The organism is Streptomyces sp. CA-251247 (assembly GCF_050952975.1).
Lineage (GTDB): Bacteria > Actinomycetota > Actinomycetes > Streptomycetales > Streptomycetaceae > Streptomyces > Streptomyces achmelvichensis.
This window is the reverse complement of the sequence record NZ_CP191861.1, coordinates 3,309,446-3,327,991: the sequence shown is the minus strand read 5'-3', so window position 1 is coordinate 3,327,991 and position 18,546 is coordinate 3,309,446. Positions and strand designations below refer to the sequence as shown.

The following is an 18,546-nucleotide window of genomic DNA, read 5'->3' as shown; positions in this document are numbered from 1 at the left end:
GAGGAATGGGCCCTTCGCAGGTCGTTTCGGCGGGTGCGCTCTCACTCGTCGAGCGTCAGGCCCTTCCGGAGCTTGACCAGGGTGCGGGAGAGCAGCCGGGACACGTGCATCTGCGAGATTCCGAGCTCCTCGCCGATCTCCGACTGCGTCATGTTGGCGACGAAACGGAGGGAGAGGATTTTACGGTCCCGTGGGGGAAGGCTTGCGATCATCGGCTTCAGCGACTCGACGTACTCGATGCCTTCGAGTCCGTGGTCCTCGTAGCCGATGCGGTCCGCGAGCGCTCCCTCGGAGTCGTCCTCCTCGGGCTGGGCGTCCAGCGAGCTCGCGGTGTACGCGTTGCTCGCGGCCATGCCCTCGACGACCTCGTCCCGCCCGATGCCGAGCGCGGTGGCGAGTTCGTCGATCGTCGGCGCGCGGTCCAGGCGCTGGGAGAGTTCGTCGCCCGCCTTCGCGAGGTCGAGACGCAACTCCTGGAGCCGGCGCGGCACCCGCACCGACCAGCTGGTGTCACGGAAGAAGCGCTTGATCTCGCCGACGATGGTCGGCATGGCGAAGGTGGGGAACTCCACGCCTCTGCTGAGTTCGAAGCGGTCGATCGCCTTGATCAGGCCGATGGTGCCGACCTGGATGATGTCCTCCATCGGCTCGCTGCGGGAGCGGAACCGGGAGGCGGCGAACTTGACGAGCGCCAGGTTCAGTTCGACGAGCGTGTTGCGTACGTACGCGTGCTCGTGCGTGCCTTCTTCGAGGCCTTCGAGGCGCCCGAAGAGCGTCTTGGACAGCGCTCGTGCGTCCAGCGGGCCCACTTGGTCGAAGGGCGGGATCTCAGGGAGATCCTCCAGGCCTTCGAGGGGCCGGGACGAGTCGCCGGTGGTCTCGGGAAGTGTCGACGGCGCGGTGGGGGTACGCGAAGCGTCGAGCCGGGGTGACATGGTCTCCTCCATCGTTCTCGGCGTATGGCCGCCGAAGCCCATACATGCGCTGCGGTGTGCGGCGCCTCCAAAGCCGGTCGTGGGTCGTTGTGTCTGTACTAGGCCTACCCGCTCCCCAGGGGCAGTTGCAAGTGTCAATTATCCCGTATGTCGGATTTGCCAGGGAGTTCCGGTGGCTCCGTGGCGTAAGGAAGGCGTAGTCTTCCGCCGAGGTCGCGCCGTCGCCCGACGGCGCGATGATGCTGGGTGCGGTACGGCGTGCGGAGCGGCAGTGCGCGGCGTGCGCCCAGTGATGACACGGTGAACGACACGGCGAAGAGGGACGGGCATGGACCGCGGGACGGTCGGCAGCGCGAATCGGGGCCGGCTTCAGGTCGAGGTTCGGACCGAGGGCCGAAGTGAGGTAGTGAAACCGGCGGGTGAGTTGGATCACCACACCGCCGATTTGCTGCGCACTCCCCTGGAGGAGGCGCTCGCCCGAGGGCGCTCACGACTGGTCATCGACTGTTCGGAGCTGGAGTTCTGTGACTCCACGGGTCTGAACGTCCTGCTGGCCGCGAGGCTGCAGGCGGACGCGGCCGGCGGAGGGGTCCACCTGGCGGGACTGCTGCCGGTGGTGGCGAGGGTGCTGGAAATCACCGGTGCCGAGGCGGTCTTCACCGTCCACGAGTCGCTCGAAGCGGCTCTCGCCGACTGAGACGCAGACCCCTGTCGTCCGTGTCGGACAATCCGCTGTCGGCGTAGTACGTGTTGTCACGAGTCGGCAGGGCAGGAGAACCCCGCAGACCGTCGGCCACCCGGCACTCTGCGTATGGAAGCACTAGCGAAATGGTGAATCGGTGAGGTGAAGCGCTGATGAGCACCACCCGGCAGCAGCCGCCGGGCGACCTCGGCCCCGAGCCCGAAGGCGCCACCGGCGCTGCCTCCGCGGTTCCCGGCGCCCCGGTGCGCACTCTTGCCCTGGGCTCGGCCAGCGGGATCGTTCCCCTCGCCCGTGATTTCACGCGTCAGGCGCTGTACGACTGGGGCTGGCTCCCCGCGGCCACGGCCGACCGGCGGGCCGCCGCCGAGGACGTCCTCCTCGTCGTCTCCGAACTGGTCACCAACGCCTGCCTGCACGCCGACGGCCCGGAGCAGCTGAAGGTCGCCAGCGACGGCAAGGTGCTGCGCCTCGAAGTCACCGACCGCGGCGGCGGCCAGCCCGCGCCCCGCACCCCTCACCGCGCCGGACGGCCCGGCGGCCACGGCATGTTCATCGTCCAGCGGCTCTGTCTGGACTGGGGGGTCGTCCGCACACCGGAATCGGCCGGCAAGACCGTGTGGGCGGAGCTCGCGGCCCCGTCCTAGGGGCGGCGCCCTCCTGGTTCGCCCGGGTGCACCGGCACGTTTTTGAATCTCTTGTGGAGCACGTCAATACGGCGTGCTCTTTGTCTTCCCTCCCCAAGGTCCCAGGCGTACCTTGAGCGCCCGATCTGATGTGTCGTCAGTAACTTATGGCGACTTCCGGCCGAGGGGACTTGAGGTGAGGTACCAGAAACGGACGGCACTCGCGCTGGCGGCTGCGGTGGCGGGACCGGTGGTGCTCATGGCCGCCCCCGCCGCACACGCCACCGTCGTGGACGTCGACTACCAGTGTCAGACGCCGATCGGCCCCAAGGGCGCGGTCTCGCCGATCGACATCAAGGCGGTGAAGAGCGGCGGCGGCTACCGGCTGACCATGTCCTTCCAGAAGGGCGTCTCCTCCAGTCCCGTGGAACTGGGCAAGGGCGCGATGAACCCCAGCGCGCTCATCAAGGTGGGCGGGGCGGGTGAGGGGACGGTCTCGGTGTCCGGCGCGTCCAACGCGGCGGCGATCCCCGCCAACACCCCCATCAAGATCAGTGACTTGTCGGGCACGTACACCCCGAAGAAGAGCGGGAAGGTCACCTTCACCGCCGGGGTCCTGACGATCAAGGCACTCGGTACGACGACGACCTGTACGCCCAAGAACAATCCGCGGCCCTCCCTCGAACTGGACGTCACGGCGGCCGGCGGCGGCTCCGGGGCGAACGGCGGCTCGGGATCGGACGGCGGCTCCGGGTCGAACTCGCAGGCCACACCGTCCGGCGGCGACGAACTGCCCCGGACCGGCCCGCTGGACTCCGCGACGGCACTCGGCACGCTCGGCGGGACGGTACTGCTGTCCGGGGCGGCCGGCGTGCTGTGGCTGACCCGGCGCGGTGGCCGGCGGACCGCGGGCTGACCGTGATGGCACGGCTCCTCGCCGCGCTGCTGGCCGGGCTGTTGACGCCCGTCACGGCGGTGGCGGCGGACGGCCCCGCCTGGACGGCGACGCCCGGGCCGGGCGGGGACCGGCCGTACATCTACGCCGAAGGCGCGCCCGGCACCGTGCTCGAGGACACGCTGGCGGTGACCAACCCGGGCACGAAACCGCTCACCGTACGGCTCCGGGCGGACGGGGAGGGCAGCCGGATCGCGCTCGCCGCACCCTCCGTCACGGTCCCGCCGCGCACCCGCGCGGAGGTTCCCCTCTCCCTCACGGTCCCGCCCGACGCCGTGCCGGGTGACCACCGTGCCGCCGTCACGGCGTCGTCGGGCGGCCGTGAGTCGCGCGTACGGATCCATCTCCGCGTCAGCGGGCCGCTGTTGGCGGCCCTCACCGTCGAGGACGTCTCCGTCACGGGCGGCACCATCCGCTACACCCTGGTGAACCGGGGCAACACCGTTCTCTCCCCGCGCGTCACGATCACGGCGGACGGCCTCTTCGGCGAGGTGCTGCGCCGTACACCGGGCGGACTCCCCGCCGAACTCCTGCCCGCCCGGCGCATCACGCTCACGGAGAACTGGCGGGACCGCCCGGCGCTGGACGCGGTGGAGGTCCGCGTACGGGCCACCGCCGCGGGTGCACCCGCGGCTGACGCGACGACGTCCGTGCGGTTCGTGCCCTGGGCCTGGTGCGCGTCCGCCCTCGCCCTCGGCGCGGCGGCGGCAGCGCTGTGGCTGCGCCGGCGTCGCGGCCGTCCCTCTGCCCCCGAGTGCGAACAGGCCACCGCAGAACGGCAGTTGGCGAGGTCAGGAGCATGATGATGGACGAAGCCGGCCGCCCGCGCGGAACTGCGAGCAGGGCCATGGCGCTGCTGCTCGCCCTGGTCCCGCTGCTCCTGCTCCTGCCGGCGCCCACCGCCTCCGCCGCCGACCCCGGTCCCGGCGTGGCGGTCTCCCGGCAGCAAGCCGGCAAGGGCGGCGACATCACCGTCAGCGGCACGGGCTGGCGGCCCGGAGCCCTCCTCATGCTGCTGATCTGCGGACAGGCCACCCCCGCCAGAGGCGTGATCGGCGGCACCAACGCGTGCGCCAACGCCGACGGCCGCGCCGTCACCACCGACTCCAAGGGCGTGTTCAGCAAGAAGATGCCGGTCGCCGAACCGCCCAAGCCCTGTCCGTGCGTGGTGCACGTCGCCACGGTCACCGGTGAACAGACGGCGGTGGACGCTGTCTTCGCCGTCGCCGGACACCCCACGGCACCTCTGCCCAGCGCGACGACCGGCGGCAGACTCGCCGTGCTCGCCGCGACCCGGCTGGAAGGCGACTCCGGCGTTCTCGTCTTCTTCGGCGCCCCGCCCTCCCGCCGGCTCGAGTTCACCGTCGGCAACCTCGGCTCGGCGCCGGTGAAGGACCCGGTGTTCCAGGTCGGCACCTCGCACGGCGTCTTCGCGCCGCAGTGGGAGGAGCAGCAGTGGCGCGGCACCATCGAGCCCGGCCGGAAGGTGCAGGTCGAACTGCCCGTCCAACTGGCCGCCGGAGCCCACGGCGACTACGAGATCTCCGTGAAGTACGGCACGAAGGTCATCGTCGCGCAGCCGTGGGGAGTGGGCCGTCCCTGGGGCGTGACGCTCTTCTGGGTCCTGCTGGCCGTCGTCGTCCCGGCCGCCGTGTTCCGTATCGGCATGGCGGTCGTCGACCGGTTCCGCCCGCGGGGCGGTGGCAGGCACCGCACCGGCGACCTCACCGTCCGGCTGCCCGTCCTGCGCCTTCCCGGCACCAGGTCCCGGGGCGGGACGCCCCCGGCCCCCACGGCGGCCGGCACCACGACGACCACGGCACTGCCGTGGTTCACACCTGACTCCGCACCGTCAGAGAACCGACCCACGACGAAGGGACATTCGTGAGCACGCAACGGAGGATGAGCGCGGCGGGAGTCGCGCTGATGCTCGGCGGCGCGGGGATCCTGCTGGCCGCGAGCCCCGCTCAGGCAGCCGAGGTCTCGTACGCGACCGAGTGCATACCACCGCCGATCTCCGGCCTGCCGCCGGTGCAGGGCACCACCAAGGTGCAGATCACGGCGCCCGCCGAGGCCAAGGTCGGGGACGAGGTCGAGGTGGTGTGGAAGACGGTCGAGGCCGCGTCCAAGAACCCGGACGTCCTCGACCTGGAGAAGGACACGGTCAAGCCGACCGGCACGATCACGGTCGGCGGCGCGGCCTCGGGCGAGCTGAAGATGGAGGGACCGCGTCAGAACCCGCCCATCCCCAAGAACAGCCCGATGGTGCTGCCGGACATGAAGGGCAAGCTGAAGCTGGAGAAGGCGGGCGACATCACGCTGACGCCGGGCGCGTACAACATCAACGTCTCCAAGCCGCTGTCGACGGACACGAAGTGCTCGCCGAAGGCGGCCGTCCAGCCCGGTGCCACGATCAAGGTGACGGAGGGCGGCGGTTCGACGACCGGAGGGACGACCACCTCGGGCGGCACGACGAGCGGCGGGACGACGACAACCGGCGGGACGACCACGTCCGGTGGGACGACGAGCGGTGGCACCACCTCCGGCGGAACGACCTCCGGCGGTACGACGTCCGGTGGGACCACGGGCGGCGGCGGTGGCCAGACCGACTTCGAGGGCAAGGAGATCAGCGTCGCCTACGCCTGCAAGACGCCCATCGGCGACAAGAACGCCGTCTCCCCGGTGCAGATCAACGCCAAGAAGAACGGCGGCAGTTACGACCTGACGGTCAAGTTCTCCAAGTCCGTCATGGACAGCCCCGCCGACATCCCGGCGAACTCGGTCAAGCCGTCCATGGAGGTCAAGCTCGGCGGCGCCGACAAGGGCACCGTGCATGTCGAGGGCCCGTTGAACAAGGACCCCATCAAGTCCGGGGAGCCCATGACGATCCCCGACATGACGGGCACGTACAAGCCGGGCGCCACGGGCAAGGCGACGCTCGCCCCTGGTGTCTTCACGGTGAAGGCGCTCGGTACGACGACGACCTGCACCCCGCCCGGCAATGTCGCGTTCTCCCTGGAACTCGACACCGCGGCCCAGCCGGGCGGCGCGTCCGGCGGCACGTCCTCGGGCGGCGCCGCATCCGGCGGAGCGGGCAGCGCGGGAGGCGCGGGCACGAGCGGCGGCCTGGCCGAGACGGGCGCCGAGGACAACGGCGCCCTGCGTGCCCTGGCCCTGGTCGCGGGCACGGTGATCCTGCTGGGCGGTGCGGTGTTCACGTTCACACCGTGGCGGAGGCTGCGCGGTCTCTCCCGCTGAGGGGCAGACACGCGGGAAGGGCCGCCGCACCGGATCGGGTGCGGCGGCCCTTCTCGGCCAGGGGCAGGGTCAGCGGACGTTGCCCATGAGTTCCTTGACCTTCTTGCGGTACATCCACACCGCGATACCGGCGACCACGGCGAGCGTGGCCTCCAGGCCGACGATGCCCATCTTGTCGAGGTTCACCCCGGCGATGGAGAGCAGGCCGGTCGTGGCGTCACCGGCGGTGACGGCCAGGAACCAGACACCCATCATCTGGGAGGCGTACTTCACGGGCGCCATCTTCGTGGTGACGGAGAGGCCCACCGGCGAGACCAGAAGCTCACCGACGGTCTGCACGAAGTAGATGGCGACCAGCCACATCGCGGCCGCCTTGTGACCGCCCTCGGCGATCGACAGCGGGGCGAGGAAGAGGAAGAACGAGGCGCCGACCAGGACGAGGCCGGACGCGAACTTCACGATCGTGCTCGGCTCCTTGCCGCGGCGGTTCAGCGCGAGCCACAGCCAGGCGAAGACCGGCGCGAACGCCATGATCATGACCGGGTTGACCGACTGGTACCACGAGACCGGGAACTCCCAGCCGAACACGGTGTTCTTCGCGGATTCGTCGGCGAACAGCGACAGGGTCGAACCACCCTGGTCGTAGATCATCCAGAAGATGGCGGCGGCGACGAAGAACCAGATGTACGCGGTCATCTTCGACTGCTCGACGCGGTCGAGCGACTTGTCGCGCTTGATGCGGGCGATGACCCACACCGGGATGACCAGACCGGCGATGGTGAGCGGGACCAGCAGCCAGTTCAGCGTGTAGACACCGGAGAAGCCCACGATGCCGTAGAAGACAGCGGCGACGGCCAGCCAGAGCAGGCCCTTGCGCAGCGTGGACGTCTTCTCCTCGGCGGTCATCGGCGTCGGGACGATGTCGGAGCGCGAGCTGAGGTGGCGGCTGCCGAGCAGGAACTGGGCCAGACCCAGGCCCATGCCGAGCGCGGCGAGCGCGAAGCCGAGGTGCCAGTTGACGCTCTCACCGACGGTGCCGATGATCAGCGGGGCCGCGAAGGCGCCCAGGTTGATCCCGACGTAGAAGATCGTGAAGCCACCGTCACGGCGCGGGTCGTCCGGGCCGTTGTAGAGGTGGCCGACCATCGTGGAGATGTTGGCCTTCAGCAGGCCGGAACCGATCGCGACCAGACCGAGGCCGGCGAAGAAGGTGCCCGACGTCGGCAGCGCCAGCGTGAGGTGACCCAGCATGATGATCGCGCCGGCGACGGCGACGGTCTTGCGGGGGCCGAGGACACGGTCGGCGAACCAGCCGCCCGGGAGGGCGAGCAGGTACACGAGCGAGAGATAGACCGAGTAGATCGCGGTCGCGGTGGCCGCACTCATGTGCAGACCGCCAGGAGCCACCAGGTACAGCGGGAGCAGAGCCCTCATGCCGTAGTAGGAGAAACGCTCCCACATCTCGGTCATGAAGAGAGTGGCCAGTCCGCGGGGGTGGCCGAAGAAGGTCTTCTCGTCGCCAGGAATGCTGGCCGAGTCCTTCGTCAGGCTGGACGCCATGTCGATCCTTGCTTGCTCGGGACGCGACTGCCTCGTGAGCGGTTACGCGCCCGGTGGGGGGCGGCCGGCACCGGCAGCAAGCCGCTCCACCCCCACGCCCGAGGGGTTCGCTCCGTGTCGTGACGGAGGCGGGGACGGTCCGCACCGGGATCCACGCCCCTGGCGCAACGTCGCGTCCGGGGCCCGGCCCACAGGTCATTCACTGCGCTCGGGGCCGCAGGGCTCCGCGCAGAAAAGAGACCCTTGGCCGGCAGGCCAAAGGTCCCCGTGCAGTACAACAGGCGTCTCGCCACCATACGACACGACACAGTGGCATATGGAAGGACTTGAGACATGGATCACAGGTTTTACAGGAACCGACTGCCCTGAATCGAAGGTCGTAACCATGATTGCATCCCAGTCCCGCAGGGTGGTTGGAAGACGCACCGATGTGCACGTCACGCGGACTACCATCACCACATGACGCGTGTACTGCTCGCCGAGGACGACGCATCCATCTCGGAACCGCTGGCCCGCGCCCTGCGCCGCGAGGGGTACGAGGTCGAGGTGCGCGAGGACGGTCCGGCAGCGCTGGACGCCGGTCTGGCGGGCGGTGTCGACCTCGTCGTACTCGACCTCGGCCTGCCCGGCATGGACGGCCTGGAGGTCGCCAGAAGACTCCGCTCGGAGGGCCACACCGTGCCGATCCTGGTGCTGACGGCACGCGCGGACGAAGTGGACACGGTGGTGGGCCTGGACGCCGGCGCGGACGACTATGTGACGAAGCCGTTCCGCCTCGCGGAGCTGCTCGCCCGGGTCCGGGCGCTGCTGCGCCGCGGCGCGACGGAGCCGGCCCCGGCGCCCGCGACGCACGGAGTGCGGATCGACGTCGAGTCGCACCGTGCGTGGATGGGCGACGAGGAACTCCAGCTGACGGCCAAGGAGTTCGACCTGCTGCGCGTCCTGGTCCGCGACGCGGGCCGGGTGGTCACCCGCGACCAGCTGATGCGGGAGGTCTGGGACACCACGTGGTGGTCGTCCACGAAGACGCTGGACATGCACATCTCCTGGCTCCGCAAGAAGCTCGGCGACGACGCGGCGAACCCGCGGTACATCGCGACGGTGCGGGGTGTGGGTTTCCGCTTCGAGAAGAGCTGACGGGACGGTCGAGGCGCTCGGCGCGGAGCGACGGTGCGCGACGGGGCGCTCCCGCGCCCGGCGGGTTACGCCGGGGCCTGGCGAGGCCCACCAGCGCTCGGAGGGGAACCCACAGCCAGGGCTGGGGCAGAGAACGGCAGCGCTCAGCGGGGGACGTCAGCCTCGGCGAAAACGACCGCGCCGGCGGGGTGCCCACCGCCCGGTGGAGCGGGGCCGTGCTCGACGGGGTGCCGACCGCCCGTCGGGCAGGACCCCGCTCGGCGCAGAACGACAGCCGCCCGCGGAGGGCAGCCGCGCCCCGGCGGGGAGCCGACCGCCCGGCGGGCAGGATCGGGCTCGACGGGGAACCACCGCGCCCGGCGGGGTGCCGCCGCGCGGCGGGGAGGATCGGGCTCGACGGGAGACCACCACTCCCAGCAGGGCCCACCGCCCGGCGGAGCGGGACCGCGCCCGACAGGGAGCCCAACGCACCCCGCACGGCGCAGAACGACAGCCGCCCGCGCCCCGGCGGGCAACGCCCCCACACCCGCGCCCCGTCGAGAACGCCCCCCGCACGCCATAGGCTCGGTGTCGGCACCAGTCACCCCGCCCGGAGGGCATCTTGCGTCGACGGCTCATCAATTCCACGCTAGCCGTGGTCCTCGTCGTCATCGCCGTCTTCGGCGTGTCCCTCGTCCTCGTCGAGACCCGCACCATCAGCAACAGCGCCCAGGAGAGTGTCGACTCCGAGGCCGTGCGGCTCGTCAGCATCGTCGACAGCCGGCTCATCGGCGGTGAGCCCGTCAATCCCGGCATCCTCGCCGACCAGAGCGGCGCCCAGCGCTACGCCCTGATCGAGATCCCCGGGCGGCCGTCCATCGAGATCGGTGAGCGGCCCGAGGGCAGCGTCATCCGCGGGGTCGCCGAGGGGGAGCGCGGTGAGACGGTCACCGTCGAGGAGCCCCGTTCCTCCGTGACCCGCGAGGTCGGACGCACCCTCATGATCATCGGGGCCGTCGCGCTTCTCGCCGTCATCGCCGCGATCCTGCTCGCCGTACGGCAGGCGAACCGTCTCGCCTCCCCGCTCACCGACCTCGCCGAGACCGCCGAGCGCCTCGGCTCCGGCGACCCGCGCCCCCGCCACAAGCGGTACGGCGTCCCCGAGCTCGACCGGGTCGCCGACGTCCTGGACGCCAGCGCCGAGCGCATCGCGCGGATGCTCACCGCGGAGCGCCGGCTCGCCGCGGACGCCTCGCACCAGCTCCGTACACCGCTGACCGCCCTGTCCATGCGGCTGGAGGAGATCTCGGAGACCGACGACCCGGCGACCGCGAAGGAGGAGGCGAGCGTCGCGCTCGCCCAGGTGGAGCGGCTCACCGACGTCGTGGAGCGGCTGCTCACGAACTCCCGCGACCCCCGTATCGGCTCCGCGATCGTCTTCGACCTCGACGAGATCGTGAAGCAGCAGATCGAGGAGTGGCGGCCGGCCTACCGGAGCGCGGGGCGCGCGGTGGTCTGCTCGGGGAAGACGGGCATGCGCGCGGTCGGCACCCCGGGCGCCGTCGCCCAGGTCCTCGCCGCGCTCATCGAGAACTCCCTGATGCACGGTGGCGGGACCGTGGCGCTGCGCACCCGTGTCACCGGCAACCAGGCGGTCATCGAGGTCACCGACGAGGGGCCGGGCGTGCCCGCCGACCTCGGCGCGCGGATCTTCGAGCGGACCATCAGCGGCCGCAACTCCACCGGCATCGGACTGGCCGTGGCGCGGGATCTCGCGGAGGCGGACGGCGGCCGGCTGGAGCTGTTGCAGCAGCATCCGCCGGTCTTCGCGCTCTTCCTCAGCCGGGTGGCGCGCAAGCCCAAGGACGACCCGCCGACGGTCAGGTAGCCGGGACCGGCCCGTTCAGGTGGCGCGGCCAGCACCCATCACGGCGCAACGGGCAAGGGCGAGCAGGCTCAGCGGCCGACCCGGTCCGGCTCCGCCGAGGGCTGTCCCAGGAACGATTCCGCGGTCTGTACGGCCTCGCGCGCCGGCAGCGCCCGGAAGACCCAGGTGCGGTAGGACCAGAAGCGGAACAGCGTCGCGATGCCGATGCCCAGGAACTTGAAGAAGTTGCTCTGCAACGGGCTGTCCCAGCCGAAGCCGTACGTCGCCGTGTAGAGAACGCCGTTCTCGATGACCAGGCCGACGAGGCTGAACAGCAGGAAGAGCGTGAGCTCCTTGGTCCGGCGCGACTTGTCGCGGTCCCGGTAGGTGAAGTACCGGAACCCCACGTAGTTGAACGCGATGGCGATCACGGTGGCCAGGACGGACGCCCGGACCACGGGGAGCTCGGTGGTGTGCCGCACCAGGTTGAAGACGGCGAGATTGACGAGCAGCCCGGCGCCGCCCACCGCGCCGAACTTCGCGATCTCCCGCATGAGCCGATCGAGCCGCCCGCGTAGCGCTCCGCCTCGTTCACTCATAGTGAGAGTCCAGCCCATCAGATCGACAGCGTCATCACCGTCATGCTAACCAGCCGCCTCCGCGGTTGCCCGGGCACATCGACAATCGTGTGGCGAGGCTGTGACACGGGCGGCGGGGGCCCGCGGAGCGGCGGATACCCTAGGAGAGTGACGTTCCCGGTAGTCGGCATGGTCGGCGGCGGTCAGCTCGCCCGTATGACCCACGAGGCGGGCATCCCCCTCGGCATCCGTTTCAAGCTCCTCAGTGACACCCCGCAGGACTCCGCGGCCCAGGTGGTCAGCGATGTCGTCATCGGCGACCATCGCGACCTGGACACGCTGCGTGAGTTCGCACGCGGGTGCGATGTGATCACTTTTGATCATGAGCACGTCCCCATCGAGCACCTGCGCGCGCTGGAGGCGGACGGCATCCCCGTCCGGCCCGGCCCCGACGCGCTCGTGCACGCACAGGACAAGGGTGTGATGCGCTCGAGACTCATGGAGCTCGGCGCGCCCTGCCCGCGCCATCGCATCGTGACCGACCCCGCCGACGTGTCCGCGTTCGCCGAGGAGGTCGGGGGCTTCCCCGTCATCCTGAAGACCGTGCGCGGCGGCTACGACGGCAAGGGCGTCTGGTTCGTCCGGACGGAGGCGGACGCCGCCGACCCGTTCCGCGCGGGTGTGCCGGTCCTCGCCGAGGAGAAGGTCGACTTCGTCCGCGAGCTCGCCGCCAACATCGTGCGCTCCCCGCACGGCCAGGCCGTCGCCTACCCCGTCGTCGAGTCGCAGCAGGTCGACGGCGTCTGCGACACCGTCATCGCGCCCGCCCCCGGCCTCGACGAGGAGCTCGCCGGGCAGGCCCAGCAGCTCGCCCTGCGGATCGCGGGGGAGCTCGGCGTCGTCGGGCATCTGGCGGTCGAGCTGTTCGAGACGGCCGACGGCCGCATCCTCGTCAACGAGCTGGCCATGCGCCCGCACAACAGCGGCCACTGGACCCAGGACGGCGCGGTCACCTCCCAGTTCGCCAACCATGTGCGGGCCGTCCTCGACCTGCCGCTCGGCGACCCCCGCCCCCGCGCGCCCTGGACCGTGATGTGCAATGTCCTCGGCGGCGACTACCCGGACATGTACCAGGCGTATCTGCACTGCATGGCCCGGGACCCGCAGCTGAAGATCCATATGTATGGCAAGGACGTCAAACCCGGCCGCAAGGTGGGGCACGTCAACACCTACGGCAACGATCTGGACGACGTGCTGGAGCGCGCCCGTCACGCGGCCGGCTATCTCAAGGGAACCATCGTCGAATGAGCAGCATGACCGGTCCTGCCGTTGGCATCGTCATGGGATCCGACTCCGACTGGCCCGTGATGGAGGCGGCTGCGCAGGCCCTCGACGAGTTCGAGATCCGCTACGAGGTCGACGTCGTCTCCGCACACCGCATGCCGCGCGAGATGATCGCGTACGGCGAGAAGGCCGACTCCCGCGGCCTGAAGGTGATCATCGCGGGCGCGGGCGGTGCGGCCCATCTGCCCGGCATGCTCGCTTCCGTCAGCCCGCTGCCGGTCATCGGTGTGCCCGTCCCGCTGAAGTACCTCGACGGCATGGACTCGCTGCTGTCCATCGTGCAGATGCCGGCGGGTGTGCCGGTGGCCACGGTCTCGGTGGGCGGCGCGCGCAACGCCGGTCTGCTGGCCGCGCGCATCCTCGCCGTGCAGGACGCCGAACTGCTCTCCCGGATGCGGGAGTTCCAGCAGGAGCTGAACGACCAGGCCACCGACAAGGGCAAGCGCCTGCGCGCCAAGGTCGCAGGTGCGGACTCCTTCGGGTTCGGGAAGTAAGTGTCCATGACATCCCGCACGGATCACCTCGCCCGGGCGCGCGAGCTGCTCGCCGCCCACCCCGTCGTCGACGGTCACAACGACCTGCCCTGGGCGTTGCGCGAAAACGTCCGCTACGACCTGGACAAGCTCGACATCGCCGGTGACCAGACCGGCAGGCTGCACACCGACATCCCGCGGCTGCGGGCCGGCGGGGTCGGCGCCCAGTTCTGGTCCGTGTACGTCCGCTCCGACATGTCCGGCGAGGACGCCGTCAGCGCGACGCTGGAGCAGATCGACGGCGTGCAGCAGCTGCTGAGCCGCTACCCCGCGGACCTGGCGCCGGCGCTGACCGCGGGCGACATGGAGAAGGCCCGCGGCGAGGGCCGCATCGCCTCGCTGATGGGAGCCGAGGGCGGGCACTCCATCAACAACTCCCTGGCGACGCTGCGCGCGCTGCACACGCTCGGCGTGCGCTACATGACGCTCACCCACAACGACAACACCGCCTGGGCGGACTCGGCGACGGACGAGCCCGGCGTCGGCGGCCTCTCCGCCTTCGGACGCGAGGTCGTCCGCGAGATGAACCGCGCCGGGATGCTGGTCGACCTCTCGCACGTCGCCGCCTCGACCATGCGGGACGCGCTCGACACCTCGGTCGCCCCGGTCCTCTTCTCGCACTCGTCGGCCCGGGCGGTCTGCGACCACGTCCGCAACATCCCGGACGACGTGCTGGAGCGGCTCGCGGACAACGGCGGCGTGGCGATGGCCACGTTCGTACCGAAGTTCATCCTGCCCGCGGCCGGCGACTGGACCCGGGCCGCGGACGAGAACCTGCGGGCGCACGGCTTCCACCACCTCGACACCACACCCGAGGCGATGAAGCTGCACCAGGCCTTCGAGGAGGCGAACCCGCGGCCCGCCGCCACCGCGTCCACGGTCGCCGACCATCTCGACCACATGCGGGAGACCGCGGGCGTCGACCACATCGGCATCGGCGGCGACTTCGACGGGACGGCGTTCACGCCCGCGGGGCTCGACGACGTCGCCGGCTATCCGAACCTCGTCGCGGAACTGCTCCGGCGGAACTGGTCCGAGGCCGACCTCGCGAAGCTCACCTGGCAGAACGCCGTGCGCGTACTGGCGGACGCGGAGGCGGTGGCGCGGGACGAGCAGACCCGGCGCGGACCGTCCAACGCGACGATCGACGAGCTCGACGGCCAGGGCCCGTCCACAGGGCCCGGCCACGCCGGGCCCTGACTTCGGGCCCGGGGGTACGGGCACCTGCCCCGTACCCCCGAACGCTCCGTCCGCCGCGACCCCTCGCCGCTCCCGTGCCACGGTGGCCGTACGGCCCGCCGTCGGAGCACGGAGCAGCACATGGCAGATCTTCAGGACGACCCCCAGACCGCCTCGGTCGCGGTCGGCGACATCGAGGACGTCCGCGACTCCGCGCCGGCGGCCGGCCGTGCCCCCGCGGAGCCCGCCGACGCCCCCGCCGCCGAAGGCCCCGGACCTCTGGAGCGCGCCCGCGAACTGCTCGCGCGGTACCCCCTCATCGACGGTTCCAACGGACTCGCGCACGCCCTGAGGGAGATGGCGCACTACGACCTGGAGGAAGGCGAAAGCCTTCTGGAGACGGACATCCCGCGGCTGCGCGACGGGGGAGTGGGCGCGCTGTTCTGGTCGCTCCTGACGCCGCCCGGGCTCGCCGCGGACCGTGCGCCGGCCACGACCCTGGAACACATCGACCTCATCCGGTCCGTGGTCGAGGCACACCCCGAGGCCCTGCGACCGGCACGGAGCGCCGACGAACTCGCCCACGCCCGCAACTGCGGGCGTATCGCCGGTCTGCTCGGACCGGTCTCGGGCCCGGCGCTCGCCGACTCGCTGGGCACCCTGCGCGCGTACCACGCCCTCGGCGTCCGCAGCGCGGCCCTCGCGGGCACCCGCTGGACCCAGCGCGACGGCCTGACGCCCTTCGGCCACGAGGTCGTACGGGAGATGAACCGTCTCGGCATGCTGGTGGACCTCTCCGGCTGCACCCCCGCGACGATGCACCGGACCCTTGCGGTCACCCGGGCCCCGGCGGTCATCTCGCAGCACCCGACGCAGGTCCCCGACGACGTGCTGCGGCAACTGCGCGCCAACGGAGGCGTGTGCATGGCGGTCTGCACGGCCGCCTCGGTCCGTGAGACGGCTGATCTGCTGGACCACATCCGTGACCTGGCGGGCCCCCGGTCGACGGCCCTCACCGGCGCCTACGACACGGGGGCCGCGCATGCTCCCGGCCTCGAGGACGTCTCGTGCTACCCCCGCCTGATCGCCGAACTGCTCGAACGCGGCTGGCCGGAGGCCGACATCGAGTTGCTCACCTGGTCGAACGTGCACCGGGTGCTGCGGGACGCGGAGTTTGTCGCGCGGGCGACGCAGGCGAGGCGGCCGGCGTCGACGGCGAGACTGACGACGCTGGACGCGTAAGAGGTCCCGCTCTCCGGCCCTTGCTTCTGCCTCCTTCAGCCTTCGGTGGAGCGCGCGCGGGATCAGTTCGCGCAGAGGCAGAACGGGTGCCCGGCCGGGTCGGCGTAGACGCGGAAGCCCCGGGACCGGTCGTCCGCCTCCAGCACCGTCGCGCCGAGCGCCAGGACCTGCTTCTCGGCCGCGTCCATGTCGTCGACCATCAGGTCCAGATGGAACTGCTGGGAGTCGTCCGGCGCGGGCCACTTCGGCGGTACGTGACCGGGCGCGGCCTGGAAGGCGAGCGCGGTGCCGGTGGCGCCCACCAGGTTCACCCAGTCCGCGCCGTCGCTCTCGATCTCGCCGCCCAGCACCTCGGCGTAGAAGCGGCCGAGTGCGACGGGGTCGGGACAGTCCAGTACGACCGTGCCCAGGGTGGCGATGGCCATGGTTCCTCCTCGATCGGAATGCGGAGCCGACGGTGACCGTTGGCGCAGTTACCGCTACACCGGCTCAACCGGTAACCGTTACTGCATGGTCCCGCATCGGAGGTAACGTCGCAACCATGAATGAGAGGGCAGTCGCACCCGGCGGGCTGGCGCTGGTCGAAGCGCTGGTGAACACGCTGGACGTCGAGACCGGCAGGGACGCCCTCGACACGCCCGAGGGCCGCGCCGCCCACGGCCTCGCCGAGAACGAGGTCGCCGCGGCTCGGGAACTGCGCGAGGCCCTGCGCGCGGCCTGTCTCGCCCACGCGGGCCACCGGCCGGCGGGCGGCCCGCCGGCCACGGCCCTCGACGGGCTCCTCGCGGCGGCGCCTCTGCTGGTCACGGTCGCCGACGACGGCACGGCCGCCCTGCGGCCGGCGGCGCCCGGCACCCTCACCTCGCGGGTCGCCGAAGCGATCGCGGCAGCCGTGGCGGACGGCACGTGGGCGCGGCTGAAGGCGTGCGAGGCCGAGGACTGCCAGTGGGCGTACTACGACCGCAGCCCGTCGGGCCGGCGGCGCTGGTGCTCGATGTCGGTGTGCGGGGCGCGCGCCAAGATGCGTACGTACCGGGCCCGCCGCACGACGGCCGGCTGAACCGCGTAGGGTCCCCGGCTCAGATCCGCTCAGCGCTTCTGCACCCGGGCCCCGGCTCGGTCAGCACTCAGCGCGTCCGGCACCCGGGCCCCGGCCCAGATCCCGCTCAGCCCCCGGCTCAGGCCTTCGGGCGGCCCATCGCCCGGTACGTCCAGCCGGCCTCGCGCCACTTCACGCTGTCCAGCGCGTTGCGGCCGTCCAGGATGAGACGGCTCGAGGTGACCTCGCCCAGCTCCGCCGGGTCCAGCTCGCGGAACTCGCGCCACTCCGTCAGGTGCAGCACCACATCCGCGCCGCGGACCGCGTCCAGCGCCGAGTCCGCGTAGCCGAGCGTCGGGAACAGGCGCCGCGCGTTCTCCATGCCCTTGGGGTCGTAGACCGTGACCTGACCGCCCTGGAGGTGGATCTGGCCCGCCACGTTCAGTGCGGGGGAGTCCCGGACGTCGTCCGAGTCGGGCTTGAACGTCGCGCCCAGCACCGCGACCCGCTTGCCGAGGAAGGAGTCGCCGCCGACCGCGTCCCTGGCCAGCTCCACCATGTGCCCGCGGCGCCGCATGTTGATCGAGTCGACCTCCCGCAGGAAGGTCAGCGCCTGGTCGGCGCCCAGCTCACCGGCGCGCGCCATGAAGGCGCGGATGTCCTTCGGCAGACAGCCACCGCCGAAGCCGATGCCCGCCCGCAGGAACTTGGAGCCGATGCGCTCGTCGTAACCGATGGCCTCGGCGAGCTTCACCACGTCGCCGTCGGCGGCCTCGCACACCTCGGCCATGGCGTTGATGAAGGAGATCTTCGTCGCGAGGAAGGAGTTCGCCGAGGTCTTCACCAGCTCGGCCGTCGGGAAGTCCGTCACCACGAACGGCGACCCCTCCGACACCGGCGTGCGGTACACCTCGCGCAGCAGCTTCTCCGAGCGCTCGCTCTCCACGCCGACCACGATCCGGTCGGGGTGCAGCGTGTCCTGGACCGCGAAGCCCTCGCGCAGGAACTCCGGGTTCCACGCCAGCTCGGCGTCCGCGCCGACCGGTGACAGCTCCGCGAGCAGCGCCGACAGCCGGGCCGCGCTGCCCACCGGCACGGTGGACTTGCCGACCACCAGCGCGGGGCGCTTCAGCTGCGGGGCGAGCGAGGTGAAGGCACGGTCGACGAAGGACATGTCGCAGGCGTACTCGCCGTGCTTCTGCGGAGTGTTCACGCAGACGAAGTGGATGTCGCCGAACTCGCCGACCTCCTCCCAGGAGGTCGTGAAGCGCAGCCGTCCGCTGGAGCCCTCGATCCCGGCGACATGCTTCGCCAGCAGCTCCTCGAGCCCCGGTTCGTACATCGGGACCCGGCCTGCGGAGAGCATCTCGATCTTCTCCGGGACCACGTCGAGTCCCAGCACCTCGAAGCCCAGCTCCGCCATGGCCGCGGCGTGCGTGGCGCCGAGGTAGCCGGTGCCGATCACGGTGATCTTGAGGGCCATGCGGTGCTCCAGAGAATTGCGCGGCAAGAATGCGACCCGAGCATAGCCGCGCCGCGGCCGGGGCACTTTTCCGCTGTCGCCAAGCTCACGTATGCCGATGGGCCGGGGGACCTCTAAAATTGGGTTACTTA

At 71.1% G+C, this 18,546-nt stretch carries 18 protein-coding genes; 13 read left to right on the top strand and 5 right to left on the bottom strand.

All coding sequences use genetic code 11. The features are described from left to right. Positions 1 to 41: 41 nt before the first annotated feature. Positions 42 to 935, bottom strand: a complete 894-nt coding sequence (locus ACQPWZ_RS14525; RefSeq protein ID WP_356705572.1) for an RNA polymerase sigma factor SigF — start codon at positions 933 to 935, stop codon at positions 42 to 44. A 328-nt stretch (positions 936 to 1,263) separates the two neighbouring features. On the opposite strand from ACQPWZ_RS14525, the gene ACQPWZ_RS14520 reads away from it, so the two are divergent. From ACQPWZ_RS14520 to ACQPWZ_RS14495, 6 genes are all read left to right on the top strand, one after another. Next, on the top strand, positions 1,264 to 1,632 hold the full coding sequence (locus ACQPWZ_RS14520) for an STAS domain-containing protein (RefSeq protein WP_340473464.1): 369 nt from the start codon (positions 1,264 to 1,266) through the stop codon (positions 1,630 to 1,632). A gap of 158 nt (positions 1,633 to 1,790) precedes the next feature. Next, positions 1,791 to 2,282 (top strand): ATP-binding protein, encoded by a 492-nt coding sequence (locus ACQPWZ_RS14515; RefSeq protein WP_340473463.1) that lies wholly within the window; start codon positions 1,791 to 1,793, stop codon positions 2,280 to 2,282. Positions 2,283 to 2,457: 175 nt separating this feature from the next. Then, positions 2,458 to 3,177 carry a peptidase gene (locus ACQPWZ_RS14510; protein WP_433571536.1) on the top strand — a complete coding sequence of 240 codons (720 nt, stop codon included), beginning with the start codon at positions 2,458 to 2,460 and terminating at the stop codon, positions 3,175 to 3,177. A 5-nt stretch (positions 3,178 to 3,182) separates the two neighbouring features. Then, positions 3,183 to 4,019 carry a COG1470 family protein gene (locus ACQPWZ_RS14505; protein WP_433571535.1) on the top strand — a complete coding sequence of 279 codons (837 nt, stop codon included), beginning with the start codon at positions 3,183 to 3,185 and terminating at the stop codon, positions 4,017 to 4,019. Beyond that, a complete protein-coding gene (locus ACQPWZ_RS14500) occupies positions 4,016 to 5,104 on the top strand; it encodes a hypothetical protein (RefSeq protein WP_433571534.1) in 1,089 nt (362 codons plus the stop codon). Before ACQPWZ_RS14505 ends, ACQPWZ_RS14500 begins: the two co-directional genes overlap by 4 nt. Positions 5,105 to 5,118: 14 nt before the next feature. Next, entirely contained in the window at positions 5,119 to 6,474 is a 1,356-nt protein-coding gene (locus ACQPWZ_RS14495) for a hypothetical protein (RefSeq protein WP_433573818.1), read from the top strand. Between the two features lie 69 nt (positions 6,475 to 6,543). Here the strand turns inward: ACQPWZ_RS14495 and ACQPWZ_RS14490 are convergent, their stop codons facing one another. Next, positions 6,544 to 8,034 carry an oligopeptide:H+ symporter gene (locus ACQPWZ_RS14490; RefSeq protein ID WP_433571533.1) on the bottom strand — a complete coding sequence of 497 codons (1,491 nt, stop codon included), beginning with the start codon at positions 8,032 to 8,034 and terminating at the stop codon, positions 6,544 to 6,546. A gap of 459 nt (positions 8,035 to 8,493) precedes the next feature. Between ACQPWZ_RS14490 and ACQPWZ_RS14485 the strand changes: the two genes are divergently transcribed. Both ACQPWZ_RS14485 and ACQPWZ_RS14480 read left to right on the top strand, forming a co-directional pair. Continuing rightward, entirely contained in the window at positions 8,494 to 9,171 is a 678-nt protein-coding gene (locus tag ACQPWZ_RS14485) for a response regulator transcription factor (RefSeq protein ID WP_313945949.1), read from the top strand. 601 nt (positions 9,172 to 9,772) lie between these two features. Beyond that, complete coding sequence (locus ACQPWZ_RS14480; protein WP_340473458.1) at positions 9,773 to 11,038, top strand: ATP-binding protein; 1,266 nt, start codon at positions 9,773 to 9,775, stop codon at positions 11,036 to 11,038. A 68-nt stretch (positions 11,039 to 11,106) separates the two neighbouring features. On the opposite strand, the gene ACQPWZ_RS14475 is transcribed toward ACQPWZ_RS14480, so the two are convergent. Beyond that, complete coding sequence (locus tag ACQPWZ_RS14475) at positions 11,107 to 11,616, bottom strand: GtrA family protein (protein ID WP_340473457.1); 510 nt, start codon at positions 11,614 to 11,616, stop codon at positions 11,107 to 11,109. Positions 11,617 to 11,763: 147 nt separating this feature from the next. Here ACQPWZ_RS14475 and ACQPWZ_RS14470 point away from each other — a divergent pair, with 147 nt between their 5' ends. The 4 genes from ACQPWZ_RS14470 (at position 11,764) to ACQPWZ_RS14455 (ending at position 15,893) form a co-directional block, all read left to right on the top strand. Beyond that, positions 11,764 to 12,903, top strand: coding sequence for a 5-(carboxyamino)imidazole ribonucleotide synthase (locus tag ACQPWZ_RS14470; RefSeq protein WP_433571532.1), 1,140 nt, complete (start codon positions 11,764 to 11,766; stop codon positions 12,901 to 12,903). Then, a complete protein-coding gene (gene purE / locus ACQPWZ_RS14465) occupies positions 12,900 to 13,433 on the top strand; it encodes a 5-(carboxyamino)imidazole ribonucleotide mutase (protein ID WP_340473455.1) in 534 nt (177 codons plus the stop codon). The genes ACQPWZ_RS14470 and purE overlap by 4 nt, the downstream gene beginning before the upstream one ends. 6 nt (positions 13,434 to 13,439) lie before the next feature. Next, the gene (locus ACQPWZ_RS14460) at positions 13,440 to 14,672 is read left to right on the top strand and encodes a dipeptidase (RefSeq protein WP_433571531.1); all 1,233 of its coding nucleotides are present in this window, start codon (positions 13,440 to 13,442) and stop codon (positions 14,670 to 14,672) included. A 120-nt stretch (positions 14,673 to 14,792) separates the two neighbouring features. Continuing rightward, complete coding sequence (locus ACQPWZ_RS14455) at positions 14,793 to 15,893, top strand: membrane dipeptidase (RefSeq protein WP_433571530.1); 1,101 nt, start codon at positions 14,793 to 14,795, stop codon at positions 15,891 to 15,893. A 62-nt stretch (positions 15,894 to 15,955) separates the two neighbouring features. Here ACQPWZ_RS14455 and ACQPWZ_RS14450 read toward each other — a convergent pair whose 3' ends face one another. Continuing rightward, positions 15,956 to 16,318 (bottom strand): VOC family protein, encoded by a 363-nt coding sequence (locus ACQPWZ_RS14450; protein WP_340473452.1) that lies wholly within the window; start codon positions 16,316 to 16,318, stop codon positions 15,956 to 15,958. Positions 16,319 to 16,434: 116 nt separating this feature from the next. On the opposite strand from ACQPWZ_RS14450, the gene ACQPWZ_RS14445 reads away from it, so the two are divergent. Beyond that, a complete protein-coding gene (locus ACQPWZ_RS14445) occupies positions 16,435 to 16,953 on the top strand; it encodes a CGNR zinc finger domain-containing protein (RefSeq protein WP_340473451.1) in 519 nt (172 codons plus the stop codon). Positions 16,954 to 17,071: 118 nt separating this feature from the next. On the opposite strand, the gene ACQPWZ_RS14440 is transcribed toward ACQPWZ_RS14445, so the two are convergent. Beyond that, positions 17,072 to 18,415 (bottom strand): UDP-glucose dehydrogenase family protein, encoded by a 1,344-nt coding sequence (locus ACQPWZ_RS14440; RefSeq protein WP_327683579.1) that lies wholly within the window; start codon positions 18,413 to 18,415, stop codon positions 17,072 to 17,074. Between the last annotated feature and the right edge of the window lie 131 nt (positions 18,416 to 18,546).